General features: G+C 68.7%; 21 protein-coding genes, 1 tRNA gene and 1 other RNA gene. 5 read left to right on the top strand and 18 right to left on the bottom strand.

Annotated elements, in window-relative coordinates:
- Positions 1–58: 58 nt before the first annotated feature.
- The 13 genes from rbsD to AUCHE_RS10850 form a co-directional block, all read right to left on the bottom strand.
- Positions 59–451 (bottom strand): D-ribose pyranase, encoded by a 393-nt coding sequence (gene rbsD / locus AUCHE_RS10910; RefSeq protein ID WP_006503362.1) that lies wholly within the window; start codon positions 449–451, stop codon positions 59–61.
- A 58-nt stretch (positions 452–509) separates the two neighbouring features.
- Complete coding sequence (locus AUCHE_RS10905) at positions 510–1,529, bottom strand: ribokinase (protein ID WP_245706858.1); 1,020 nt, start codon at positions 1,527–1,529, stop codon at positions 510–512.
- Positions 1,526–2,473 (bottom strand): D-ribose ABC transporter substrate-binding protein, encoded by a 948-nt coding sequence (locus AUCHE_RS10900; RefSeq protein WP_006503360.1) that lies wholly within the window; start codon positions 2,471–2,473, stop codon positions 1,526–1,528. Before AUCHE_RS10900 ends, AUCHE_RS10905 begins: the two co-directional genes overlap by 4 nt.
- Positions 2,474–2,569: 96 nt before the next feature.
- On the bottom strand, positions 2,570–3,580 hold the full coding sequence (locus tag AUCHE_RS10895; RefSeq protein WP_006503359.1) for an ABC transporter permease: 1,011 nt from the start codon (positions 3,578–3,580) through the stop codon (positions 2,570–2,572).
- Positions 3,570–5,072 carry a sugar ABC transporter ATP-binding protein gene (locus tag AUCHE_RS10890; RefSeq protein ID WP_006503358.1) on the bottom strand — a complete coding sequence of 501 codons (1,503 nt, stop codon included), beginning with the start codon at positions 5,070–5,072 and terminating at the stop codon, positions 3,570–3,572. Before AUCHE_RS10890 ends, AUCHE_RS10895 begins: the two co-directional genes overlap by 11 nt.
- On the bottom strand, positions 5,069–6,091 hold the full coding sequence (locus tag AUCHE_RS10885) for a LacI family DNA-binding transcriptional regulator (RefSeq protein WP_006503357.1): 1,023 nt from the start codon (positions 6,089–6,091) through the stop codon (positions 5,069–5,071). Before AUCHE_RS10885 ends, AUCHE_RS10890 begins: the two co-directional genes overlap by 4 nt.
- Before the next feature lie 229 nt (positions 6,092–6,320).
- Complete coding sequence (locus AUCHE_RS10880; RefSeq protein WP_040322267.1) at positions 6,321–7,730, bottom strand: hypothetical protein; 1,410 nt, start codon at positions 7,728–7,730, stop codon at positions 6,321–6,323.
- Positions 7,731–7,850: 120 nt separating this feature from the next.
- Entirely contained in the window at positions 7,851–9,374 is a 1,524-nt protein-coding gene (locus AUCHE_RS15785) for a triphosphoribosyl-dephospho-CoA synthase (protein ID WP_006503355.1), read from the bottom strand.
- Complete coding sequence (citF, locus tag AUCHE_RS10870; protein WP_006503354.1) at positions 9,371–10,936, bottom strand: citrate lyase subunit alpha; 1,566 nt, start codon at positions 10,934–10,936, stop codon at positions 9,371–9,373. Before citF ends, AUCHE_RS15785 begins: the two co-directional genes overlap by 4 nt.
- Before the next feature lie 5 nt (positions 10,937–10,941).
- Positions 10,942–11,910 carry an aldolase/citrate lyase family protein gene (locus AUCHE_RS10865; RefSeq protein WP_006503353.1) on the bottom strand — a complete coding sequence of 323 codons (969 nt, stop codon included), beginning with the start codon at positions 11,908–11,910 and terminating at the stop codon, positions 10,942–10,944.
- Positions 11,907–12,212 carry a citrate lyase acyl carrier protein gene (gene citD / locus AUCHE_RS10860; RefSeq protein ID WP_006503352.1) on the bottom strand — a complete coding sequence of 102 codons (306 nt, stop codon included), beginning with the start codon at positions 12,210–12,212 and terminating at the stop codon, positions 11,907–11,909. The genes AUCHE_RS10865 and citD overlap by 4 nt, the downstream gene beginning before the upstream one ends.
- Before the next feature lie 94 nt (positions 12,213–12,306).
- Entirely contained in the window at positions 12,307–13,464 is a 1,158-nt protein-coding gene (gene citC, locus AUCHE_RS10855) for a [citrate (pro-3S)-lyase] ligase (protein WP_006503351.1), read from the bottom strand.
- 137 nt (positions 13,465–13,601) lie between these two features.
- Complete coding sequence (locus tag AUCHE_RS10850) at positions 13,602–15,050, bottom strand: purine-cytosine permease family protein (protein ID WP_006503350.1); 1,449 nt, start codon at positions 15,048–15,050, stop codon at positions 13,602–13,604.
- A 390-nt stretch (positions 15,051–15,440) separates the two neighbouring features.
- Between AUCHE_RS10850 and AUCHE_RS10845 the strand changes: the two genes are divergently transcribed.
- On the top strand, positions 15,441–16,391 hold the full coding sequence (locus AUCHE_RS10845; RefSeq protein ID WP_006503349.1) for a PfkB family carbohydrate kinase: 951 nt from the start codon (positions 15,441–15,443) through the stop codon (positions 16,389–16,391).
- A gap of 37 nt (positions 16,392–16,428) precedes the next feature.
- On the opposite strand, the gene AUCHE_RS15780 is transcribed toward AUCHE_RS10845, so the two are convergent.
- Positions 16,429–16,998: a LytR C-terminal domain-containing protein gene (locus AUCHE_RS15780; protein ID WP_006503348.1), complete on the bottom strand. Its 570-nt coding sequence runs from the start codon at positions 16,996–16,998 to the stop codon at positions 16,429–16,431.
- Between the two features lie 575 nt (positions 16,999–17,573).
- Here AUCHE_RS15780 and AUCHE_RS15775 point away from each other — a divergent pair.
- Entirely contained in the window at positions 17,574–18,533 is a 960-nt protein-coding gene (locus AUCHE_RS15775; protein ID WP_006503347.1) for a hypothetical protein, read from the top strand.
- Between the two features lie 68 nt (positions 18,534–18,601).
- On the opposite strand, the gene AUCHE_RS10830 is transcribed toward AUCHE_RS15775, so the two are convergent.
- Positions 18,602–18,691: transfer RNA gene (locus AUCHE_RS10830), tRNA-Ser, on the bottom strand.
- 158 nt (positions 18,692–18,849) lie between these two features.
- Here AUCHE_RS10830 and ffs point away from each other — a divergent pair.
- Positions 18,850–18,946, top strand: an RNA gene (gene ffs, locus AUCHE_RS16285) — signal recognition particle sRNA small type.
- Positions 18,947–18,975: 29 nt separating this feature from the next.
- Here ffs and AUCHE_RS10825 read toward each other — a convergent pair.
- Positions 18,976–20,379, bottom strand: a complete 1,404-nt coding sequence (locus tag AUCHE_RS10825) for a GntP family permease (RefSeq protein WP_006503346.1) — start codon at positions 20,377–20,379, stop codon at positions 18,976–18,978.
- A 48-nt stretch (positions 20,380–20,427) separates the two neighbouring features.
- Entirely contained in the window at positions 20,428–20,943 is a 516-nt protein-coding gene (locus AUCHE_RS10820; protein WP_006503345.1) for a gluconokinase, read from the bottom strand.
- Positions 20,944–21,070: 127 nt separating this feature from the next.
- Here AUCHE_RS10820 and AUCHE_RS10815 point away from each other — a divergent pair, with 127 nt between their 5' ends.
- Positions 21,071–21,829, top strand: coding sequence for a FadR/GntR family transcriptional regulator (locus AUCHE_RS10815; protein ID WP_006503344.1), 759 nt, complete (start codon positions 21,071–21,073; stop codon positions 21,827–21,829).
- An 87-nt stretch (positions 21,830–21,916) separates the two neighbouring features.
- Here the strand turns inward: AUCHE_RS10815 and AUCHE_RS15770 are convergent, their stop codons facing one another.
- Positions 21,917–22,819 carry a CPBP family intramembrane glutamic endopeptidase gene (locus AUCHE_RS15770; protein ID WP_052024888.1) on the bottom strand — a complete coding sequence of 301 codons (903 nt, stop codon included), beginning with the start codon at positions 22,817–22,819 and terminating at the stop codon, positions 21,917–21,919.
- A 276-nt stretch (positions 22,820–23,095) separates the two neighbouring features.
- On the opposite strand from AUCHE_RS15770, the gene AUCHE_RS10805 reads away from it, so the two are divergent.
- A partial coding sequence (locus AUCHE_RS10805) for a DNA polymerase III subunit gamma and tau (RefSeq protein ID WP_006503342.1) occupies positions 23,096–24,990 on the top strand: 1,895 nt, incomplete at its 3' end.

Below are 24,990 nucleotides of genomic sequence, written 5' to 3'. Positions count from 1 at the left end.
ACGGCACCCGAGGAAGACCTCACCGCGACGCGGGAACCGAGCGGTGAAGGTCTCCGGTTCAGAAAGGGACCCCGCACTCCAGCAGGACATTCGCATAAGGGGTACGTTCACCCGTCCGTACCGCGAAAGCCGCGCTGTTCAGTCCCTTCTTGAACTGCTCATGGGTCACCTCGTGACGTTCACCCATCCGGTCGGCGGACTGGGTGAACCAGTCGGCCGCCGCAGAACCCTCGGACTCCGAGGCGACGGTGTGGGACTGCACGACGATCTCGTCGAGCAGCGCATCGAGCACCACCTGAAAGCCCAGATGCCCGCGACCCAACGCGAGATCCACCACGGGCAGGTCCCGGGGGAGAGGCAGACCGCAGTCGGCCACGACCACCCGGTCGGTGTGTCCGAGCAACCCGATCAACCGGGAGAGCTCAGCGTGCTGGATACCGTCGCGTCTCATCGCGACCCCTTTCACTTCGTCATCGTTGTCCGCCACGGCGGCCCGCCTCGTCCCGAGGTCAGGCCCCCGCCGGAGTGTTCGTCGCCACGGCCCCGTCCCGCCGATCCCAACCGGGATAGGAGTCCTGGGCCCCCTCACGGGTGACGGCCCCGGCAGCGAACTCCGTCGCCGCCGCCGCAGCCGTCGACGCCTCGTCCCCGGCGGCCAGCCGAGCCACGAAAGCACCCACGAAGGCATCACCGGCACCCGTCGTGTCGACCACGTCGACCTTCGGGGCCGGTACGTTCACCGGTGTGTCCTGCGGGCCGTCGGCCCGGTGGAGCAGGGCGCCACGACCGCCCAGGGTCATCACCACCGAGGAGACCCCGGCCGCGACCAGGGCGGTGACGATCTCCTCGGGGGAGACCTCCGCGTCGCCCAGCTCCAGTCCGAGCAGCTCGGCGGCACCCCGCCCCTCGTGCTCGTTGACGATCAACGGATCGGCTGTGCGCAGGACGTCCGCGGGGAAGGGGACCACGGGGGCCAGGTTCACCACGGTGCGGACCCGCGCGGCATGGGCGCGACGCACCGCCTCGGCCGCCGTCGACACCGGGATCTCCCCCTGGACCACCAGGATGTCGCCCGGTTCCAGGGAGTCCACCGCCGTCAGGTCGGCTTCGTCGACCGAATGATTGGCGCCGGGAACGACGATGATCGAGTTCTCGCCGTCCGCGGACACCGTGATCAAGGCCAACCCGGTCGGCCCGGGGACCCGTCGCACCGCAGCGGTCTCGCACCCGCTGCGGTGCAGTCCGCCCAAGGCCACTTCGGCATGGGCGTCGTCACCGACCGCGCCGACCATCGAGACCCGGGCCCCGGCCAGAGCCGCGGCGACCGCCTGATTCGCGCCCTTGCCGCCCGGCCGGCTCTCGCCGCCCCGTCCCAGGACGGTCTCCCCGGGTGCGGGATGACGGTCGACCCGGGCGAACAGGTCGACATTCAGCGAGCCGAGGACGAGGACGCGTCCGCATCGCCCGTCCTGCTCACCGTCTCCGTCCGTGCCGGGCAGGACCGACACCGTGCTCGTCGAAGGACTCACTTGAGGAATTCGTCCACATTCGAGGTCTCCACGGTCTTCACCGGGACGGGGACGGACTTGTCGACCTTCTCGCCCTTGGCGAGCTTCATCGCCAACTCGATCGCCTTCTCCCCGAGCAGTTTGGGCTGTTGGGCCACGGTCGCGGCCATCGTCCCGGCCTTCACGGCCTTCAGCCCGTCGGCGGTGCCGTCGAATCCGACGACCTTCACCGCCGAACCGGCCTTCTCGCCGAGTGCCTGGATGGCGCCCAGGGCCATCTCGTCGTTCTCGGTGAAGATGCCGACGATGTTCGGGTTGCTCTGCAGCAGGTTCGTGGTGACATTCAGGCCCTGTGTGCGGTCGAAGTTCGCCGGCTGCTTGGAGACGACCTTGATGTTCGGGAAGGCTTTGATGCCTTCCTCGAAGCCCTGCCCGCGGTCGCGGCTGGCGGAGGTCCCGGCGACCCCTTGCAGTACGAGGATCTCGCCCTTCTCGCCCACGGCCTTGGCGAGTGCTTCGGCGGCCTGCTTGCCCCCGGCGACATTGTCGCTGCTCACCAGGCTGTTCACCTCGGCGCCGTTGACCCCGCGGTCGGCGGCGACCACCGGGATCTTCGCGTTGATCACCGGTTTGACCGCTGCACCGGCGGCATCGGAGTCCACCGGGTTGATGATGACCGCCGCGGGTTTCTTGGTGACCGTGTCGGACATCTGGTTGGCCTGGGTGGCGGCGTCGTTCTGGGCGTCGACGACGTTCAGGGTCGCTCCGGCCTTCTTCGCCGCTTCCTGGGCGCCGTCGCGGACGTCCACGAAGAAAGGATTGTTCAGCGTGGACAGCGCGAAGGTGATGTTCTTCCCGTCCTTGCCTCCGGCGCTGGGTGATTCACGGTTGCAAGCGGTCATCGTGAGGGTCATCGACCCGATGAGGACGGTGACGGCGACGGTGCGGCGGGTGGTGAGCTTCATGGGGTATTTCTCCAGGGGTTACTCGTCGTTGAGCGATAGGTGGTGGTGCAGTGTGCAGTGTGACCGGAGAGTGTGGGGTCGTGCAGGGTTTTCCGGTCAACGTTTCTGACGGATGACGTCGATCAACACCGCCAGGGCGATGACCAACCCGATGACGACCTGCTGCCAGAAGGCCGTGACATTGAGCAGGTTCAGACCGTTACGGATCACGGCCAGGATCAGCGCTCCGACCAGGGTTCCACTGGCCTTGCCGGTGCCTCCGGAGAGACTGGCTCCGCCGATGACGACGGCGGCGATGGCGTCCAGTTCGTATCCGCTGGCGGCCTGCGGCTGGGCGGAGGCCAACCGGCCGGCCAGTACGAGACCGGCGATCCCGGCGAACAGGCCGGACAGGGCGTAGACGACCGCCGTCAACCGGGCGACCGGCAGGCCCGCCAGGCGAGCGGCTTCGGCATTACCCCCCACCGCGAACAAGGACAGGCCGAAGACGGTGCGTCGCAGGACGATCGAGGTGATGACCGCGGCGACGACCAGGACGATCACCGGGACCGGGACCGGGCCGACGCTCGCGCCGAGCACATTCACCGCGTCCGGCATCTCGATGGGCCGCCCGCCGGAGATCACCAGGGTGAGTCCCCGCGCGATGGACAGCATGGCCAAGGTCGCGATGAAGGCCGGCAATTTCGCGTAGGCCACGGCCAGCCCGCAGATCGACCCGGCGAGCAGACCGACGGCAGGTCCGACGACCAGCGCCATCCAGCCGGGGAGCCCCGCCGAGGCGACCGCCCACCCGGCGGTGACCGCCGAGAGCGCAGCCACCGAACCGACCGACAGGTCGATCCCGGCGGTGATGATCACGAAGGTCAGTCCGAAGGCCAGGACGGCCACGACCGCCGCCTGGACACCGACGTTCAACAGGTTCTGGGCGGTCAGGAAGGCCGGGGTGGCGATGAACATCGCCAGACAGACCGCGAAGAGACCGACCAGGGCGCCGTTGTCGGACAGGAAGGCACCGATCCGTGCCCGCGGTGAGGCGGCCCCGGTGGAGGGGCGAGGCGGTTCCGGCGGTGCGGCGGTGCCGGTGGTTGCGCTGGTCTCAGTAGACACGGGTGGACTCGACCTCCTTGACGGCCAGGGACATGACCGCGTCCTGCGTCGCTTCGGCAGCGGGCAGTTCGCCGACCAGGCGGCCGCGGGCCATGACGAGGACGCGGTCGCTCATGCTGATGACTTCGGGGAGCTCGCTGGAGGCGAGCAGGACGGCGCCACCGTTGTCGGTGACCCGGTTGATCAGTTCGTAGATCTCGACCTTGGCGCCGACGTCGACGCCGCGGGTGGGTTCGTCCAGGAGGAGCACCCGGGAGTCGGCCATCAGCCAGCGGCCGAAGACGACCTTCTGCTGGTTGCCGCCGGAGAGGCTGGCGACGTGCTGGTTCATCCCGGCGCGGCGCAGTCGCAGGGCGTCGGCGATGCCCAGGGCCCGGTCGGCCTGCCCGGAGAGGTCGGCCAGGGGGCCTCGGGCGCTGGAGCGCAGGGTGGCATATCCGAGGTTGTCGGTGATGGAGGCGCCCAGGACCAGGCCGGAGGTCTTGCGGTCCTCGGGGACCAGTCCGACCCCCGCGTGGACGGCGGCGGCGACATCGTGTCGGGGTAGGGGGCGTCCGGCGACGGTGACCTGGCCGGAGTCGTAGCGGTCGGCCCCGGCGATGGCGCGGAGGACCTCGGTGCGACCGGCGCCCATGAGTCCGGCGAGTCCGACGACCTCACCGGCGTGCACGGTCAACGAGATGTGTTCGAACAGGCCTGCACTGTTGAGGTCGGTGACCTGGAGGAGGGCGTCGCCGGGTGTGGCGGGGCGTCGGGGGTAGAGGGCGTCGATGCTGCGGCCGACCATGAGTCGGACCAGTTCGGCTTCGTCGGTGCTCCCGGCGACGGTGTCGACGTAGGTTCCGTCGCGCAGGACGGTGATCCGGTCGCCGATCTCGGCGATCTCGTCGAGGTGGTGGCTGATGAACACCATGGCCACTCCGGCTTGGCGCAGTTCGCGCACGATGTCGAAGAGGACGTCGGTTTCTTTGCGGGTGAGTGCGGCGGTGGGTTCGTCCAGGATGAGGATGCGGGCGTTCTGGCTGAGTGCCCGGGCGATCTCGACGAGTTGTTGTCGGGCGATGCCGAGGGTGCCGGCGGGGCGGTCGACGTCGACGTCGAGGCCGACCCGGTCGAGGGCTGCTCTGGCGAGGCGGCGCATCTCGGCGCGGTCGACGAATCCGTGGCGGCGCGGGGTGCGTCCCAGGGTGATGTTCTCGGCGACGGAGAGGGTGGGGACCAGGTTGAGTTCCTGGTGGATGGTGGCGATGCCGAATTGTTCGGAGGTGGCCGTGTCGGGGATGCGGACGACCTTGCCGTCGAGGACGATCTCGCCTTCGCTGGGTTCGTGGACTCCGGCGATCATCTTGATGAGGGTGGATTTTCCTGCGCCGTTCTCGCCGAGCAGGACGTGGACTTCTCCGGCGCGGAGTATGAGGTCGACTCCGTGGAGGGCGCGCACATGGCCGAAGGTTTTCCCGACTCCGCGTAGTTCGAGGACGCAGCCGCTCACCGGATTTCTCCTGTCGGGGCCGGGTGGGTGGTGTTCTTCTCCCCGCAGGAGGTGCGGGGGATGAGGTGCATGGGGACGACGACCGATTCGACGGTGTGGCCGTCGGCCTGGGCCTGGAGGAGTTCGACGGCGACTTCGCCGAGGCGGCTGACGTCCTGGGCGATGACGGTGATGGCCGGGTCGACCAGGGAGAACCAGGGGATGTCGTCGACGCAGGCCAGTGCCATGTCGTCGCCGATGCCGATGCCTTCCTGGCGGAGCACCATGATGGCGCCCAGGCCCATGAGGTTGTCGGCGGCGACGATGGCGTCGAGGTCTCCGCCGGCGAGGAGTTGGGCGGTGGCGGTCAGGCCGCTCTCGAGTTGGAAGTCGCCTTCGGCGATCCGGTTGGTGGGGAGTTCGATGCCGTGTTCGGCGAGTCGTCCGCGGAGGGCGTCGAGGCGTTCGCGGCCGGTGGAGGTGGTCTGGGGTCCGGCGACGACGCCGATGCGGCGTCGGCCGAGGGAGACGACGTGGTCGACGAGTGCGGTCATGCCGCCGTGGTTGTCGCTGGTGACGGTGGGGACGCCGGGGATGCCGGGGTCGCGGTCGACCAGGACGGTGGGGACGGAGGCTGCGGTGCGGACGAGGGTCTCGCTGGCTGCGCCTTGAGGGACGGCGATGATGCCGTCGACGTGGTGGCCGGTGAGGACGTTGAGATAGCGGTCCTGTTGGCCGGCTTGTTCGTCGGCGCTGCCCATCATGACGGCGAGTCCGCGTTGGGCGGCGGCTTTGTCGACGTGGTAGGCGAGGTCGGTGAAGAAGGGGTTGCGGACGTCGGGGACGAGTAGTCCGAGGGTGCGGGTGCGTTGGGTGCGTAGTCCGCGGGCGAGGTTGTTGACCTGGTAGTCGAGTTTCCGGGCGGCTTCGACGACACGTTCGCGGGTGTCGGTGGAAACGGGGCCGGAGTGGGTGAGTGCGCGGGACGCGGTGGCCGAGGAGACGCCGGCTTCGCGGGCGACGTCGCGGAGTGTGGCCATGTACTGCACCTCCTTGTGCATGGGGCTCCGGGCTGGGCGCGGTGGGCTGTTCTCTCCGGGTGCGTCGGGGACGCGGTCGGGTGAACAGACATAGTGGAATCGTTTCCACTGAAATCGATTCCACATCTTGCCGGGCCGTAGCAGCCATCGTCAAGGGACCTTCGATGCGGCTTAGGTCACACACCAGGACGTCCGACTGCGGCCCGTTCAGGTAGTCTGCCCGACTTCCTTACTGTCCGTTGGCGCTACGACTGATTCGCCGGGCAATTCGCAACGCGAGTTCCCGATCGTGCGCGAAAATATAGGACAAAGCCCGCGCTGTGCCCTGCTCCTCCACCGGCCTCGCCACCAAGACCTGACCCTCCCCGGGGAAAAGAGTCACGAAAACCCAGTCCTGGGCCAAGGAGTCGCCGGGATCCGTCCGACCCCAGATCATCCCCTCCGCAGGCGCCTCCGTCAGATCAAGCGCCACCGTCGTGACCGCAGCCCCCGAACGCAACATCGCCTCGATCGCCGTCGACGCCCGCTCCGGCATCCCCATGATCGTCGGCATCGACAGATAGGCGTCGGCGTAGTCGCCGACCGCACACACCCGATGATGCAGCTCCAGAGCCAGATCCAGGGCCTGCTCCACCGTGACCGTCCGCGGCGCGTACTGCTTCGCTGCCACCTCGTACGCGCTCAGCCCCTCGTCGGCCCGACGCAACTCCGGCCGGTCCGACAGATGATCCAGACCCGACAGACTCTCCCGCTCGTAGAAGGGGCCACTGAGCCAGTTCGCCCCACAGGTGATCGCCGCCCACTCGTCGACCGCCGTCGACACCCCGGAGACCAACACCTGAGGACGTCCGGCTGCCGCCCGCAGCCGCAACAGTCGAGGCATCCGGTCGCGGTACTCCAGAGGACTGGCGCTGTCGTACACGAGGACGTCAGGGGCCAGCTCCCGGACGACCTCCTCCTCCGAGAGCTCCTCCGGCAGGACGACCCCCGGCAGGGAACCCACCGGATCCACCGGCACGACGAGATCCCGGCGCGGATCAGTGCCCGGCTCGCCGCCCTCGGGGAAATCGTCCCCGGCCCGTGCCTCCTCGGCCGGACCGTCCTCGGCCAGCGCGGACAAGCCCGACAGCCCGACCCTGACCTGACGGTCGCGGACCCGTTGCACCGCCGCCCGGGCCACGTCCAGGTCGAAATCGGGATAACCGATGTCGAAACGCAGGAAGGACCCCGTCGGCAGGATCCGCAGGATGTCGTCGTAGAAACCCTCCGCCGTGGCCTGCAACGGCAGGTTGAACGTCAACGCCGGGATCTCATGACCGGTGGCGCAGGCGTGCTCGATGACCTGCGCCAGATGGCTCATCCGGGCCTGGAACAGCGGATGCAGGTCCGCGGAGGTCAGGATCTCGCCCCGCAACAACCTGGTCTCCTGCGCCGAACAGGCCGCCGGATGACCGATCAACCAGGCGACGACATCCCGGCTCATCGCCCGCACGACCGGGCGTAGATCGCTCGCCGTCGGATGCTCTCGGAACTCCTCGACCAGCTCCTCCAGGGAACGGGAGGGAAGGGTGTACGCAGCCGGGCCGTGCTCCTTGATCGGAGGATGACGCACACGTTCGAGCCAGCGGAGCCGGGCCATCGTTCCTCCCCTCCCCATCGTGACTGCCCTCCTCGACTGTACGGCGTGAACTACCTTGATGGGCAAGGAAATATATGAATTTCACGGGACAAATGACCCCGCCCTGGGATGACCGGACGATCACCGGGACGAGCCACCGGGACGACCGGGCGCCACCTCGTCCAACCGGGCCAGGAAAAGAGTCACCCCCAACAGGTCCGCCACCCCGCCCGGGGAGAGACCCGCAGCGATCAGCTCGTCGTCCAAGGCCCACATCGCAGCCTCGTACCCGACCGCCCACACCCCGCCGTCCGCCAACAACCCCCGCGCCCGCGCCCGCACCAGATCCACCGCACCCGGCCCGCCACGCGCCACCAGATTGGTGTCCTCGTTGCGGGCCATCAGCTCCAGCAGAGCCTGACCCGCAGCCGCCGCCGGATCACCGCAGGACCGCAACACCCGCGCATACGCCGGGAGCGCATACCCCCGTACCGTCGCGAAACCCCCCGCGGCCTCCCCACGGGCACCGAGCATCCCGTGCTCGGCCCGCGCGACCAACCCGTGCGTGAGCGGCACACCGCCCGCGACATCGGCCAAGGTCGGTTCCGCCGTCGCCGCGACCAGCGCACACACCGCGTCCACCGTCACCGGTCGACCGGCCGCCACCGACCAGCCGACTGCGGCACAGAGCAACCCGAACGCGAAGATCGCCCCCCGATGGGTGTTCACCCCACCGGTGGCCGCCGCCATCTGCTCCTCCGCCCACAGACCCGCCTCCCGCAGTCGCGGCAGGGCAGCAGGCAGCTCCTCACCCCGCCGGGCCTGTTCCACGCCGATCCGCTCGCAACGGGCCAACCCCGGCGCGAGCGCCGCCGCGCTGGCCTCGAACAGCGGGACGTCCATGTCCTGGTGGGCGCCGGTATTCCGCAGGTCCACCAGCCCCGGTTTGGGCGTGTGATGGACCTCGGCCAACAGACAGTCATGAGCCAGCGCGGCCGCCGGCGTCAGCTGCCCTCCCCGCGTCACCTGCCACCGTCCGACCACCCGACGAGCCGCGGCCAACACCTGCGGCAGACCGTGACGGCGCGACCGGGCGCACCCGGCGGCCGCGCACCCGCAGACCAGACAACGCCGAAGCGGAAGACCACGGTCGGCCCGGGAGAGCGGGAAAGGAACGATCCCCGGCCGGTCACCGGGACCGGTGCCGGGGGACCCGCTGTCCGAGCGGGCGACCACGACATCCAGATCCCACAGTCGACCCACCGGATGGTGATCCTCCAGCGCGGAGACCACCTCCTTGACCTGTGGCCCCGGGGCCAACACGGCCCACAGCGCCTCCGGACCGGTGCGGGCCCCGGTCGAGCCCGCGACGTCGTGGACCGGCCACCCCTGTTCGGCGCACGTCTCCTCCACGACCCGGACGGCCTCGTCGAACACCGGCCGCACCCACGGCAGCTCCTTCACCGGCCCGGGGACCACCACGGACAGCGAGAGCACACAGGACGCCGACGCACTCCCGTCACCGCCCGTCCCTGCGCGCCGGGCGTCCACCCCGGCCACGGACGCCGCAGCGGCCAACAACCGGGACTGAGCGGCCGCCCGGGAATCCCGGGCGGCCAACATCTCGGCCAGGTCGACCTCCTCGGCCGGCCGGGCAGCGGTCACCGGCGCGCCGAGGCGTGCACCTGCCGGACCACGTCGATCACCGAACCGTCCCGGTAGCGGATCAACCCGACCACCTTCTCGTCGAACTCGATCGGACGGGGTTCACCGGTGATCGACAGGGAACGTTCGTGCAGCTCCTCGATCGTGTACACCGGGAGCCGGGCGGCCCGCAGCCGTTCGGCGATCTCCGGGCGGGCCGGATTCACCGCGATGCCGTGGTCGGTCACCAGGACGCCCACATTCGACCCCGGGGTGACGACCGTGGTGACCCGACGGACGACCGTGGGGATACGGGAGCGGATCAGCGGGGCCACGATGATCGACAGATGAGAGCCGGCGGCGGTGTCGCTGTGCCCGCCGGAGGCGCCCATCATCAGCCCGTCGGAACCGGTGATCACGTTCACGTTGAAGTCGAGGTCGACCTCCAGGGCGGACAGGATGACGACGTCCATCTCGTCGACCGAAGCACCCTTGGAGGTCAAGGAGGCGTACTGGTTCGTGGAGATCTCGTGGTGCATCGGGTTCTCCCGCAGGGAGCGCGCCGCCTCGGAGTCGAAGCTCTGCGTGTCCAGGATCGCCCGGATCAGCCCCTTCTCGTGCAGGTCGACCATGGCCCCGGTGATCCCGCCCAGGGCGAAACCGGCGGTGATGCCCTTACGGCGCATCTTCGTCTCCAGGAAACGGGCCGTGGCGGTGGCCGAACCGCCCGACCCGGTCTGGATGGAGAAACCGTCGTTGAAGAAACCGCTGTGTTCGATGACATCGGCGCTCATCCGGCTGATCAGCAGTTCACGCGGGTTGGAGGTGATCCGGGCCGCGCCCACCGAGATCTTGCTCGGATCGCCGACCTCGTCGACCTGCACGATCAGGTCGACCTGGTCCTGATGGATCGACGCCGGCAGGTGCGGATATTCGACGATCTCCTCGGTGAGCAGGACCACCTGGTCGGCGTAGCGGGCGTCGACCATGGCGTAGCCCAGGCTGCCGCAGGAGCTGCGCCCGGAGGTGCCATTGGCATTGCCCATGGAGTCGCACCGGCTGACGCCGAGGAAGGCCACGTCGATGTGCAGTTCACCGGACTGGATGAGATTGACCCGTCCGCCGTGGGAGTGGATGTGGATCGGTGCGTCCAGCAGCCCGCCGGAGATCTCCCGGGCCAGTTGTCCGCGCATCCCGGAGGTGTAGATCCGGCTGATGACTCCCGAGCGGATGAATTCGACCAGCCCGGCGTGGCAGTTGTTCAACGAGCTGGACGCCAGGGTCAGATCTCGCAGTCCCATCTCGGCGAGGGTGCGTACGACCTGCAGGATCGTCTTGTCGCCCTCCCGGAAGTGGTGGTGGAAGGAGATCGTCATGCCGTTCTCCAGGCCGGTCCGGCGGACGGCCTCGGGCAGCGAGTCGACGAGTTTGCGGGTGCGTTTGGCCTTCGGGTCGGACAGGTGCGGGGCTGCCGCGTCGAAGGTCGTGAAGGGGCGCAGGCCCTGGAGTGCGGGATGTTCCCGGCCGGTGACGCGGTGGAGATTGTCCGGGTGTGCGTCGACCGTGTGGATGTTGTCGTTCATGACCTTCAGGCCCCCTCTTGCTGCCGTACACCCGACGCGTCGGCGTACTGGACGGTTCTGCGTGCGGCTGCCACGATCGGGGCGTCGATCATCTTGCCGTTCAGGGAGACGACGCCCAGCCCTTGGGCCTCGGCGCGGGCTGCGGCCTCGATGACGAGACGGGCGTGGTCGAGTTCCCGCTGGGTGGGGGCGTACGCATTGTGCAGCAGGTCGATCTGTCGGGGGTTGATCAACGATTTGCCGTCGAATCCGAGCCGTTTGATCAGTTCGACCTCGGCGAGGAATCCTTCTTCGTCGGACAGGTCGGACCAGACGACGTCATAGGCTCCGATGCCGGCGACCCTGGCGGCGTGCAGTACCGCGCAGCGGGCGTAGAACAGCTCGGTGCCGTCGCCGCGGGTCGTCTGCATGTCGATGACGTAGTCGAAACCGGCCAGGGCGATGGAGTCCATCCGGGGGCTGGCGGTGGCGATGGACACCGCGTTGACCACGCCTGATGCCGATTCGATGGCGGCCATCAGCCGGGTCGATCCGACCGGGCGTCCGCAGTCGGCCTCGATGGCCGCGACTTTTTCCTCCAGTTCGACGATGTCCTCGGCGCATTCGGTCTTGGGCAGGCGCACGATCTTCGCCCCGGCGCGGACGACCGCTTCCAGGTCGAGCAGCCCGTAGGGGGTGTCCAGGGGGTTGATGCGGACCACGGTCTCCATCGCCCGGTACACCGGGTGGGAGAGGGCGTGGAAGACCATCAGCCGGGCGGAGTCCTTCTCCCGCAGGGCGACTCCGTCCTCCAGGTCGAACATGATCGCGTCGGGGGCGAAGACGTAGGCGGTGGAGAGCATCGCGGCATTGCTGCCGGGGAGGAAGAGCATCGACCGGTGGGGTTTGTCGGTGCGGATGGTGCGACGTCCGGAGTGGGGGGCCGTGCCCGCGGTGTAGGCGTGATGCTCACCGTGGTGGCCCGAGGCGTTCACAGTCGGCTCCAGTCGACGTCCTCCGGGGCACCGGACCCGCGGAGGCACGCGGCTTGGACCCGGGCCCGGATGGTGCAGTCCAGGGCACCCTTGTCCTCGACGACGATGCGCCCGGACTCGACGCCCAGGCGGGTGAGCGTGTCGTCCACCACCTCCCGGATCGCATCACCGAACTGGGCCATCACATTGGAGATCACCAGTACTTCCAAGGTGGCCTCGGTGTCTTTCCCGGCCGGGGCCACCCGGACGATCACGTCGCTGGACTCCAAGGTCCCGGCGACGGCCTCGCGGTCGATGCGCATCGTTCCTCTCCTGCCTGACTGCATGGGTGACGGTGGGTGCCGGGTCTGGCCGGCCCGGTGTCCACGGACGGGACGCCTGGTGGGGGCCGCGCGTTCAGCCGACTCCTTGGCGGTCGAAGGCTCGGGCGAGCGCGGCCAGTGCGGTCTCGTGGACCTCGGCCCGTCCGGCGGTCCTGTTGGTGATCTCGGTGGCCCGGTAACGGTCGGCCGGGGTTCCGTAGCGTTCCACGATGAAGGCATATGTCGTCGGGGGGACCAGGTCGTGCAGGCCGTCGAGGTCGCCGTTGAGGATGCGGCGGCGCACCTCGGTCGCGGAGATGGCTTCGCCGTCGTGGCCGCGGCGGGGGATCTCGACGACGTCGACCGGGGGGTGGTCGTCCTTCTCGCGTTCGAGCCAGTAGTGCATGTCGGCGTTGTACCGCCGGGTCACCTGGCAGAAGGGTTCGGTGCCGACGTACCGGTGGGTGATGCCCAGGGCGGGGGCGATGTGTTCCCGGAAGATCCGCAGGTCGACGGCGGTCGCGGCCATGTCGATGATGCCGGTGTCCTTGATGAAGTACGTCGGGAAGGTGGCCTTGCTGACGAGGTATTCCGAGCCGGGGTGGACGTGGATGCGGTCGCGTTCGGGCAGGAGGGCGACTCCTGCACGGACGAGGGCGAGCCGGTTGCGGTAGGAGAAGAAGCTGGCGTCCTCGCTGACGACGAAGACGTGGAGGTAGTCGCAGTCGGCGGCAGCCTGTTGGAGGAGGTACTGGTGCCCCAGGGTGAAGGGGTTGCAGTTGACCACGCAGGCGCCGACGCGGGGTTGTTCCCGCCGGTAGAAGCTGAGTTCCTCGGTCCATTTGCTGATCCCGAAGGGGGAGTTCTCCATCAGGACGACCGTGTCGGGGACCTGGACGACGGTGTGGAAGCCGCAGCCGAGGAAGGCCTGTTCGTTGGCCGGTTTGGTGTAGAGGAAGAGGTGGCTGACCCCGCGGTCCAGGGCGGCGTAGGTCAGTTCGGTGACCAGGTGTTCCAGGACGCCGACGCCGTGGTAGCGGTCGCGTACGGCGACACATTTGATGACATTCCCGGAGAGGCCGCCGCAGGCGATGATCTCCTCGTGGCTGCGGGCGACGCAGAAGATGTCGACGCTGGGGTCGTGGTCCAGGCCTCTGTCGGCCAGGAGATCCCGGATGTGGGCCATCGCGCCCGGCTGCAATGTCGGTACGACGGTGTCATAGGTGATGTCGTCGAGGTCCGTCTCGTCCACGGGAGCGCTTCTTCGGCGTTGGTCTCGTCAGCTGGGATGCGGCGGCTCGGGGTCGCCGTGTTGTTCACCCGTAATGGGGGGTGTCTGGCTACTCCATGGTCTCAGCCTAGGCCGAGGGGACGCCCATCGGGCGGGGTTTAGCTCTGCCGGGCGTGGCTACGCCAGGACCCGCTGACCCGCCGACCAGGCGAACAGAGTTGGTGCGCCAGGAAACTGCCGATAAATCCGATGCTCATCGCGATGAGGACCCCTGCCCCGGAACGGGCGAGGTGCCCCTCGGTGCCGCCACACCACGGCAGAAGGAAACCCAGAACGGGCAGAACGGGATTGGTGACCAGGCCCCACCCGGCCACCGAGCCGAGCACCATGAGCGCCACCGGCCCCGGACGGTGCCGCCGCACCCCCTCCCGCGTCCCGTCCTCCGGGTACCGTCCGTGCCGTTGGGCGAAATCGGCCAGGAAGACCCCGATCCAGGCCGCCAAGGGCACCCCCAGCGCCAACAGGAAGGCCTGGAAGACCGCCAGGAAGCCCGGCGCGAACCAGACCATGTAGGCCGAACCCACCGCCATCAGCACCCCGTCCACCCCCACGGCCTGCCACCTCTGCAAGGGCAGACCCAGGTTCAGCAGCGTCAGCCCCGAGGAGTAGATGTCCAGGATCGCCCCGGAGACCAGGCCCAGCAGGGCCACCGCGGCGAAGGGCAGCACGTACCAGGTGGGCAGGGCCTCGGTGAGGGCGCCGACGGGGTCCGAGGCGATGTGCCCGGCGAGTCCCCCGTCGGACGCGCACAGGAGGAGCCCGGTCATCGCCAACGCCAGGATCGGCAGGGCACCACCGGCGACGGTCGCGGAGACCACCTTCACCCCGGAGACCCGGCGGGGCAGATAGCGGGAATAGTCTGCGGCACAACTCGACCAGCTCAGTCCGAAGCTGGTCAGGCAGAAGACGAACAACCCGATCATCGCGCTCGCGGAGGCCTCCGGTCGTTGCAGGACGCTCTCGGGGTGGATGTGGTCGGCGACGAGGAACAGGTATCCGGCGGTCAGGACGGCGGTGGCCCAGGTGATCACGGGTTGTATCCGCATGATCGACGAGAATCCGCGGATCCCGGAGACCATCACCATGACCACCATCGTCACGAAGGTCACGGTCATGGCCACCGAGCCGTCGCCGGCGCCGAGCCGGCGGGCGACGGTGCGGGCCATGAGGGTGCCCAGGGAGATCAGGACGATCTCCCAGCCGATCAGTGACAGATAGGCCACTGCGGTGGGGACGAGGTTCCCGCAGGGGCCGAAGGCCGATCTGGACAGGGTCATCGTCGGTGCTGAGCCGCGTTGACCGGCCAGTGAGATCACGCCGACGAGCAGGAAGGAGGCGATCACGCCGAGGGAGACGACCAGGACGGACTGGCACAGGGAGCCACCGAAGGTGGACAGCCAGGCTCCGTAGCTCAGGCCCAGGACGGAGATATTGGCGGCGAACCAGGGGAAGAAGAGGTCGCTCGCCCTGCCGTGTCGCTCGTTCTCGGCGATCACGTTGATGCCATTGGTCTCCACCCCGGACCGTGCGCCTCTGTCGGACGTCACCGCGCTCCTCTTCTTCGTCCCGCGATCGTGAGGAAGGCGTCCAGCAGGGCCGAGGTGTCCGTCCTCGGATCCGTACCGGCCGGTGGAGGTCTTCTGATTCCACTGTGCCCGAGAAGTGCCCAGGAGGGGAGGGGACGCGCAGCAGGTGCGGTGAACTCTTTGCGCGACCGGGGCCGGGTGTCCGTGGTGTCCGTCGATCGGTGGACTTCGGGGGACACGGCGGCCCTCCCTCTTGACATATGCCTGTACATGGGGCAAACGTGACCAACAGGTAAAGGTGAATATTGCTGAACCCCAATATTTTCGGGGGACTTCCGTGTAGGTCGACCTGGTCGGGCCGTCTCGGGGTCCCCTGATCGTGGTGTGCGGTTCTCGACAGAAGGGAGTGTGATGAAGACCAGACCACGGCGCCTCGTCGTCGCCGGGAGCGTCATCGTCGACGTCATCATGCCGGTGCCCCAGCTGCCTTCTCGGGGCGGTGATGTCATGGCCAGTAGTGCCACGGCCCAGGCCGGTGGGGGATTCAACGTCCTGGCGGCGGCGGCCCGGCTCGGTCTGTCCGGTGCTCTCGCCGGGCGGCTGGGCACCGGCCCGTTCGCCGGGATCGTCGCTGCGGCCCTGATCGAGGAGGGGGTCACCGAGCTGATCCCTCGGGTCGTCGGTGAGCAGGGCTTCTGCGTGGGCATGGTCGAACCGGACGGGGAGCGCACCTTCGTGACCTCGGCCGGGGTCGAGTCGGAGTTGACCCGTGAGGAACTGTCCCTGGTCACGGTCCGCCCGGACGATGTCGTCTTCGTCTCCGGGTACGACCTGACCTATCCGGGTTCTGGACCGGCACTGGCCGGCTGGCTGGCCGAGGACGTCGGGGACGCGCTGGTCGTCATCGACCCGGGGCCTCTGGTCGCGGAGATCCCCGAGGAGGTCGCGGACGCGGCTTTCGGCCGGGCGGATGTGCTCTCGTTGAACACCCGTGAGTTCGCCCTGCTCAGTGGCGAGTTGTCCCCGGTGGCTGATCCGAAGGACATCCGGGGGGCCTCCGCCGTCCTCGACCTGGTGCGTCCCGATGGCTTCCTGGTGTTGCGGGACGGCCCGCGGGGGAGCCATCTGATCCGGCCCGACCGGGAGAGTATCCACTTCCCGGCGCCGGTGATCGCGGATGTGGTCGACACGACCGGGGCGGGTGATGCGCACACCGGGGCTCTTCTCGCCGAGCTCGCGCAGGGCAAGAGCGTGGAGGAGGCCGTCCGGGTGGCGACGGTGGCGGCGGCCTTGTCGGTGCGTCAGCCGATCTCGGCGGCCGGTCCGACCCGGGAGGAGCTGGAGGACGTGCTGGCGGCCTGACCGGGGTGCGCTCTGGCCGGGGCGTCGTCCGACCGGGTCAGCAGCCTCCGCTGCTCGGGCCGGGGCTGATGGAGGTGTACTTCTCGCCCAGGGCGATGTCGACGGTGTCATCGGTGCGGTCGTCCTGCACCTTCACCGCGCCGGTCACCCGGCTCACCAGGAAATCGGCCTTGGCCGCTCCGGAGGGGCCGAAACGGATCTCCGCGGAGTCCTCGACCTTCTTGTTCTTCGGGTCGTTCGACACCTTCCCCACCGTGAAGCCCTGGTCTTTCAAGGTCTTGGCGGCCGTGCCGGCCAGTCCGGGACGTTTGGTCGCGTTGAAGATGTTCACCGTGACCTTCTTCGGCGTCATCGGGGTGCAGGACGGGGACGACGGCGGCGCGGAGGACGGTGCCGGTGCTTCGGAGGGTTGGGAGGGCGCGGAGGCCTTCGAGGTGGGTGCGGCCGGCTGGGCCACGCTCTGGGAAGGGAACCACCCGTGGATGTAGGAGAAGGCGGTGAGGAAGGCGATGAGGAGGACGGACCCCAGCGCGGCCAGGGCGATGATCGAACGGCGGCGCTGGCTGGTGGATGCGCTCGGGTATCCGCGTCCGTCGAGGTCGGTCACGATCTCCTCCTAGTTCCCCCCTTGAATCAATCCTGCCCCGATGCAGATCTCCATCCTCGCCCATCGTCATTCCTCGGCGTGCCGGAGACCGGCGGGTCGCTCTCCGGGTGGGGAGTGCAGATGGTTGCCGAAGGTCGTCAGGGAACGGAACGGGGGTGGTGACGCTTCACTGCGTAGGGTTCGCCGGGCACGAGGGGTGCGGTCGCGCACGGCGAGATGTGCCGGTGAGCCGTCCGCGGTCCGTCGGGGGTCGTGGGACCCGTCGTCGGGGCGTCAGGGGCCGATATGCCGGTTCGGTCACCGTCTTTTCGTGAGAAAACAGGGGTGACTTACCGGGTTCGACTTTTCTCACCGACATCTAGGACGAATTTCCTGCGCGGTACGTGCCCGGAATCGACAACGATTCGTCACGAGTTCGTGAACGGAATGCTGCGGGGGCTGCCTCGCCACACCTTCTCCGACGTTGATCGTACCGCCGGGTAAGTCATTGACCAATTTCTCGATTTTCGTCGGTGGTGAACACTTCTCGTGGCCGGAAAAGTGGAAGGGGAAGAGGCTCGGCCGATGGGTTCCGTATGAGCGCGCTGTCCCCTCCCGGCCGCGATGTCCTGGCCGTGACCGTGGGCGTCGGTGGCGTCCGGGCCCGACGTACCGGCACCACCGATGCCGCGGACTCCTTCGTCGAGGTCCCCGATGCGTCCGTCGACCCCGGTGGACCGGCCGATGCGGCTGCGCTCGTCGCCGCCGTCGCCGGCCTCACCGCACGGGGCGGACACCCTCCGGAGGCGGTCAGTTGGGCGGTGCATCCGGGGTGGCGGGGTGGACCGGCGGCCGACCTGCTGGCCGCGGTGCGGGCGGTGGGTGCGGACCGCGCGGTCGTCGTCGACGAGGGATATGCCGCCCATGTCGGCGCTTTCGGTGGTGTCCTGCCGGGGATCTGTCTGAGTCTGGGGGCCACGGCCTCCGCCCTGGTCACGGATCTGGGTGATCGTTGGCATCTCCTCGACGGATGGCCGGTTCCGTTGGGCGGTCGGGGGTCGGGGGCGTGGATCGGCGCCCAGGGGCTTGCTGCGGCTCTTCGTCATCGCGACGGGGTGCCGGACGGGTCCGGGCGTCTGCTCGCCGCGGCTCGGGCGGAGTTCGGTGACGAGCAGGGGTGGCCTGCTCTGCTGGCCGAGCAGGGAGACGTGGTGCTCACCCGTTTTGCGCCGGTGGTCTGCGAGGTCGCGGTGGAGGACGCGCTCGCCCGGGCTGTCGTCACTGCTGCCGGCGAGTGCCTGGCCGATCTGGTCGTTTCGGCGCGGGCGATCCTGCCGGACGGCCCGGTGGTCGCGGTGGGTGGTCTGCTCTATCTGGACGGGGTGCGGGTGGCTCTGGCTTCTGCCCTGGGGCGGCGGCGGCTCTTCGTGATGCCGGCGCTCGGCGGTGCGCTGGAGGGGGCTCGGCTGGTGGGGGAGCACCTGCTCGCCGGGGGTGTTCTGGCGCATCGTCCGCCGTATGTGGTGCTCGGTGAGCAGGGCCGGCTGCCGTCCTGAACGGCGGGTGAAAAGGCCGGGGAAAAGCCGAGGGCTCCGGATCGTGGACGATCTCGGAGCCCTGAGACTGGCGGAGGATGCGGGATTTGAACCCGCGAGGGGTTTCATCCCCAACACGATTTCCAATCGTGCGCACTAGGCCACTATGCGAATCCTCCGTGGACGAGCGTACCCGACCTGCCCGCAGGAACCCAATCCGGCTGCCCGAAGTCGGGATCGCTGCCCGTCGGCGCAGGTCTCCCCCTGCGCCGACCGCGGAGGAAGACGTGGGACGGGCCGGGATTCGAATCGCACCGTCCGCTGGACTACAGTGGGGGCAGGCCCCCCGCGTGGTGGTACCTCACCGAACTCCCCCAGGGCAGGAATGCAGCAAGGGTAAGTGAGCTCTTCCAGGTACGCGGGGGGTCCTTTCATGCCCGCAGCCGTCCTGCGCCGCTCGGCCTCACATCACCAGCGAGAGCAGCATCACGACGGCCAGGCCGGACACCGAGATGATCGTCTCCATCAACGACCAGGTCTTGATGTTCTGACCGACGTCCAAGCCGAAGTACTCCTTCACCAGCCAGAAGCCGGCGTCGTTGACATGGCTGAAGAAGACCGACCCGGCGCCGATCGCGAGCACCAGCAGCGCGGTCTCGTTCCCGGTCATCGCGGTGGCGACCGGGGCCATCACCCCGGCGGCGGTGATCGTCGCGACGGTGGCCGAACCGGTGGCCAGGCGGATGAAGACCGCCACGACCCAGGCCAACAGCAGGGGCGAGAAACTCGAACCCTGGATCCACTGCGCGAGCATCGTGCCGATGCCGGTGTCGACCAGCACCTGCTTGAAACCGCCACCGGCCGCCACGATCAACAGGATCCCGGCGATCGGGCCGAGCGAGTCACCGATCGTCCGGCCGAGTGCCGAGCCGTCCATGCCGGATCCGCGGCCCAAGGTCCACATGGACACCAGCACGGTCAACAGCAGGGCGATGAGCGGGGCGCCGACGAAGTCCAGGGCCTGGCGGGCCATGTCGCCCTTGGCCAGGAAGATGTCCGCCAAGGACTTGCCCATCATCAGCACGACCGGCAGGAGCACGGTGATCAGGGTCGCCGCGAAACCGGGACGGCGGACCTCCTGCGTGGCCTCCTCGCTGTCGGGGGAGGCACTCGCCGGACCGAGGAAGAGATCCGGGGCACCGACCGGGACCCATTTCGCGGCGAAGGAGGCGAAGACCGGGCCGGACAGGGCGATCACCGGGATCGACACCAGCACGCCCAATCCGAGGGTGAGCCCCAGGTTCGCCTTGAGGGCGTCCACGGCCACCAGCGGGCCCGGGTGCGGGGGCACGAAGCCGTGCATCGCGGAGAGCCCGGCGAGGGCGGGGATGCCGATCTTCATCAAGGGCAGCCCGGAGCGGCGGGTCACCAGCAGGATCACCGGGATCAGCAGGACCAGGCCGATCTCGAAGAACATCGGCAGGCCGATCACGGCGCCGACCAACCCCATGGCCCAGGGCAGCGCGGCCGGGCTGGCCCGGTCGACGATGGTGTCCACCAGCTGGTCGGCGCCGCCGGAGTCGGCGAGCAGCTTGCCGATCATGGCGCCCAGGGCGATCAGCAGGCCGACGCCGGCGACGGTGGAGCCGACACCCTTCGTGAAGCTGTCGGTGGTGGCCTGCATCGAGAGTCCGCCGACGAGCCCGACCAGCAAGGAGCCGAGGGTCAGGCTGAGGAAGGGGTGCAGTTTGTACTTCGTGATCAAGATGACGAGGAGGGCGATGCCGACGAGGGCCGCGGCCACGAGTTGGCCTGCTGGTGCCGTCGCTTTCGCGGCATCAGCCGCGACGACGGTGAACGATGACATGTTGGGGTGCTCCTGAACTGACGGTAGAGGGATATGGGGGAGGGATTCTCAGCTGCGTGCCGGAGCCTGTACTGCGGCGTGGGCTGCAGCGACGAGATCGTCCACGCTCAACGCCAGATCGAGGGTGATGCCGTGTTCGTCGGCCGACAGCGGTTCCAGGGTCGCGTACTGCGAGTCGATGAGAGAGGCGGGCATGAAGTGGTCGGTGCGGGCGCACACCCGTTCGGTGACGACCTGGGGGTCTCCGGCCAGGTGGACCAGGAAGATCCCGGGGGCCTGGGCGCGGAGCATGTCGCGGTAGATGTGTTTGAGCGCCGAGCAGGTGACGACGGCTCCGGCGCGGTGGTGCTCGGCGAGCCAGATGCCGATCGCGGCGAGCCAGGGCGCGCGGTCGGTGTCGTCGAGTGCGTGTCCGGCGGCCATCTTGTCGATATTCGCCGGGGGGTGGAATTCGTCGGCGTCGGCGAACGGGACAGCGAGTCGTTCGGCCAGTTCCTGGCCGACGGTGCTCTTCCCTGACCCGCATACACCCATGACGACGACGAGAGGGGCGTCGTTGCCCATATGGCCTCCTTGGTCAACCTTGACCGCTAGCGCGCTGTCGATGCCCCCTGAGGATGCGGCAAAAGTATGATCTTTGACAACTATGTGTCTCAATCAGATGTCGACGGATCGTCGATATGCTCTTCCCATGCTTCCCGTCACGCCACCGGGCGCAGGTGTCGGCTTGCACGAGTGGGTGCTAGGGCATCTGGGTGCGGCAGTCGCGGCCGGGGAGATCCCGGAGGGCACGATCTTACGGATCGAGGAACTCGAGGCCCGATACGAGGTCTCCCGCACGGTTGCCCGGGAAGCCGTCAAAGTGCTGGAGTCGATGTCCCTCCTGGAGAGCCGCCGACGGGTCGGGATCCGTGTCCTCCCGCGCGCCCGGTGGAATGTCTACGATCCTCGTCTGATCCGGTGGCGCCTGGACGGCCCGGGACGGATGGACCAGCTGATGTCCATCAGCCAGTTACGTCGTGGGCTCGAACCTCTCGCGGCCCGCCTGGCCGCTCTCCATGCCACCGAGGAACAAGCCAGGGCCCTGTCCTCGGCCGCGGCCGGCATGGCGATGACCGCCCGGATCCCCGACCTGCTGGCCTATCTCGAGTACGACATCCTCTTCCACGAGACCCTGCTCCAGGCATCGGGCAACGAGATGCTCGTCGCCCTGGCCCCTGTCGTCCGGGAAGTGCTCGCCGGGCGGACCCACCACCATCTGATGCCCGAGCATCCGGAGAACGAGGCGGTGCGCCTGCACGGTCGGATCGCCACGGCGGTGGCCAACGGCGATGCGGACACCGCGGAGTCCGCGATGCGCACCGTCGTCGACGAGGCCCAGACCGCGATGGTCCAGATCGCGGCGGACGAGGACGCCGGGTCGGTCGACGGCCGCGCCCGATGCCTCTGACGTCCTGCGCCGGGGTGGCGTACACCCCGCGACACAGGACGGTCGCCGCTGAGGGTGGCCAGACAGCCGCCCGAGATCTGGGAGTTGTTATTCCGCAGCGGTAGGGGCGGTGGGCAGCTGCTGTTCGGTCCCGGTCTGCCGCCCGCGATAGAACAACCAGACGGCGACGGACAGCCCGATGAACAGCACGGTGGTGAGCAGGCTGGCCTCGGGGCCGAAGGCGCCACCGGTCAGCAGGTCGTGGCCGCTCTCCATGGACACCTTGAACGGAGCCTTGCCGATGAAATCGTGCCCGGAGACCGTCATCCCGAAGAAGCCACCCTGGAACCAGTTCCAGGTGATGTGGAATCCGATCGCCATGTAGAGGTTCTTCGTGGTCCAGGTGAAGACGGAGAAGAGGACCCCCGCCAGGACGACGTTCGTGATGCCGAGCAGACTGATGTTGTCATTGGTGAGATGGATCGCGCCGAACAGCAAGGAGGACAGTGTGATGACCAAGGCCAACGGCATCACCTTGGCCAGGGTGTGCTGGACGGTGCCGCGGACCCAGACCTCTTCCTCGTAGCCGACCGAGATGAAGTAGGGGATGAGCGTCAGCGTGGTGATCTGCGGGGCGACCGTCGTGACCTTCGCTACGCCGAGCACCACCAGGATGCCGACGAGCAGGGACATCGCGCCGGCTCCCAGGACTAGGCCGACGGCCATGTGCTGCAGGCGGTGGAGCACGCCGGGCAGGCCGGGGCCGCGCTTCTCCGGCGGGTTCCGGCGCCGGTAGGCGTACACCAGCGCCAGCCCGGTGAGCAGATTAGCCGCCGTGTCACTCAGCTGGTTCATCGCGTGGTCGTAGGTGCTGGCACGCATGTTGTTGACGCCGAAGAGTGACATCACATGGGTGCCGATGAGGATCTCCCCGACGCTGGTCATGACCAGATAGACGGCCAGATAGATGCCCAGGTCTTTCAGGCACTTCCATCGTGGATTCTTACTCATGGGCATCTCACTCTTCTGCCGCTGGGGCCATCACACGTGTCGCTGCGAGGCCTGAAGGAATATCGATGGGGCTCACCCTATGTCGGCACCTCAGCGCGAAATCAGGAGATGCCTGGAACAACAAAGGTCTCCAAAGACATACGATCAAGATTTTTCGGTCTTCCGCACCGACACAGGCCACATCCCCCACACCGCTCGGCACATCCGCCCCGGGCATTGACCGCAGGCACGCCGCACAGAAGTGAGCCCGACGCCCCCGACGGATAAGGTCGCATCGTGAGCACCGCCCTGTACCGCCGTTACCGGCCCCAGACCTTCGCCGATGTCATCGGACAGGAACATGTCACCGAACCCCTCATGCAGGCCCTACGGACAGGGCGCACCGGACACGCCTACCTGTTCAGCGGGCCGCGCGGCTGCGGAAAGACCACCAGCGCGCGCATCCTCGCCCGCTGCCTGAACTGCGAACAGGGCCCGACCCCCACCCCGTGCGGAAGCTGCCCCTCCTGCATCGCCCTGTCGGCCGGCGGGCCGGGATCCGTCGACGTCATCGAGATCGACGCCGCCAGCCACGGAGGCGTCGACGACGCCCGCGACCTGCGCGAACGAGCCGCGTACGGCCCGGCCCAATCCCGGTACAAGGTGTACATCATCGACGAGGCCCACATGGTCACCCCGCAGGGCTTCAACGCCCTGCTGAAGATCGTCGAAGAACCACCCGCCCACGTGAAATTCGTCTTCGCGACCACCGAACCCGAAAAAGTCATCGGCACGATCCGCAGCCGGACCCACCACTACCCCTTCCGACTGGTGCCCCCCGCCCGGCTGACCACCTACCTGGAACAGCTGTGCGCCCTGGAGAAGGTGCCCGTCGAACCCGGAGTGCTCTCCTTCGTGGTGCGCGCCGGCGGCGGATCCGTCCGCGACTCGCTGTCCGTGCTCGACCAGCTCATCGCCGGCTCGGCAGACAGCGGCCTCACCTACGCCGGAGCCGCAGCACTCCTGGGATTCACCGAGGTGGAACTCCTGGACGCCGTGGTGGAAGCCTTCGCCGCCCAGGACGGCGGCGCCGTCTTCCGACAGATCGACAAAGTGGTGGAGACCGGACAGGACCCGCGACGCTTCGTCGAGGACCTGCTGGAACGCTTCCGCGACCTGATCATCGTCGCCGCCAGCACCGAAGGCGCCGACGCCGTCCTCCGAGGCCTCCCCGAGGACCAGATGCACCGGCTGCGCCAACAAGCAGTCTCCTTCGGCGCCGCAGAACTCTCCCGATGCGCCGACCTGGTGAACACCGGCCTGACCCAGATGAACGGGGTCACCTCGCCCCGTCTCCAACTGGAACTGATCTGCGCGCGCCTCCTCCTGCCCGCCGTCTCCGGCGCCGAAGGACATGGCGCACGACTGGACCGGCTGGAACGACGGTTGGACGCCGCCGGGCCCCTGCCGTCCGCGCCGGTCGGCGATATCCCGACATCCGGGGGCTCCGCTGTCCCGGCTCCGGGCGGGGACATCCCGGCGGAGGAACGGCCGCTGCCCCCCGCCGTCTCGGGTGCCCGAGGACGGGAAGCGCTGCGACGTGCCCGGGCCGCGGTACGCGAGGCGGACGGGACGGCCACTGCCGCCGGGAACGACCGGCCCGCCCCGGAGTCCGTTGCCCCCGAGCCGGCAGTTCGGGAGGAGGCACCTCCGGCCCGTCCCCGTCCGGAGGCCCCCCGCCCGGAGCCGACCCGCCCGGAAGCGCACCGTCCGGAACCGGCCGGTCCACCGACGGGCGCATCCCCTGCAGCCGATCGGGCCCCCGGCACAGACCGGCCCGATGTCGACGCCCTGCGACGCAGCTGGCCCGACGTGCTCGCCGCGATCCTGCCCCTGCGCAAGGCGACCTGGTTCCTCCTGGCCGAACACGCCCAGGTGATGGAGGCCGACGGTGAGCGCGTCGTCCTCGGATTCGCCAACCCCGGCCTGGTCCGAGCCTTCCACCAGGGCGGACACGCCGACGTGGTCGGCCAGGCCGTCCACCAGACCCTGGGCCTGCGGGCACGGGTCGAAGGAACCACCCTGCCGCCCTCCGGACCGGACGGACACCCCGGCCACGGCGGTGGCGGGCCGGGCCCCCGGAACGGGCCCGGAACCGGTGACCCGGGCGGCCCCGACCCGGCCGCACCCCG

The organism is Austwickia chelonae NBRC 105200, from assembly GCF_000298175.1.
In the GTDB taxonomy this organism is placed as follows: domain Bacteria; phylum Actinomycetota; class Actinomycetes; order Actinomycetales; family Dermatophilaceae; genus Austwickia; species Austwickia chelonae.
The sequence above is the reverse complement of the archived record's forward strand: the minus strand, read 5'-3'. Positions and strand labels throughout refer to the sequence as shown.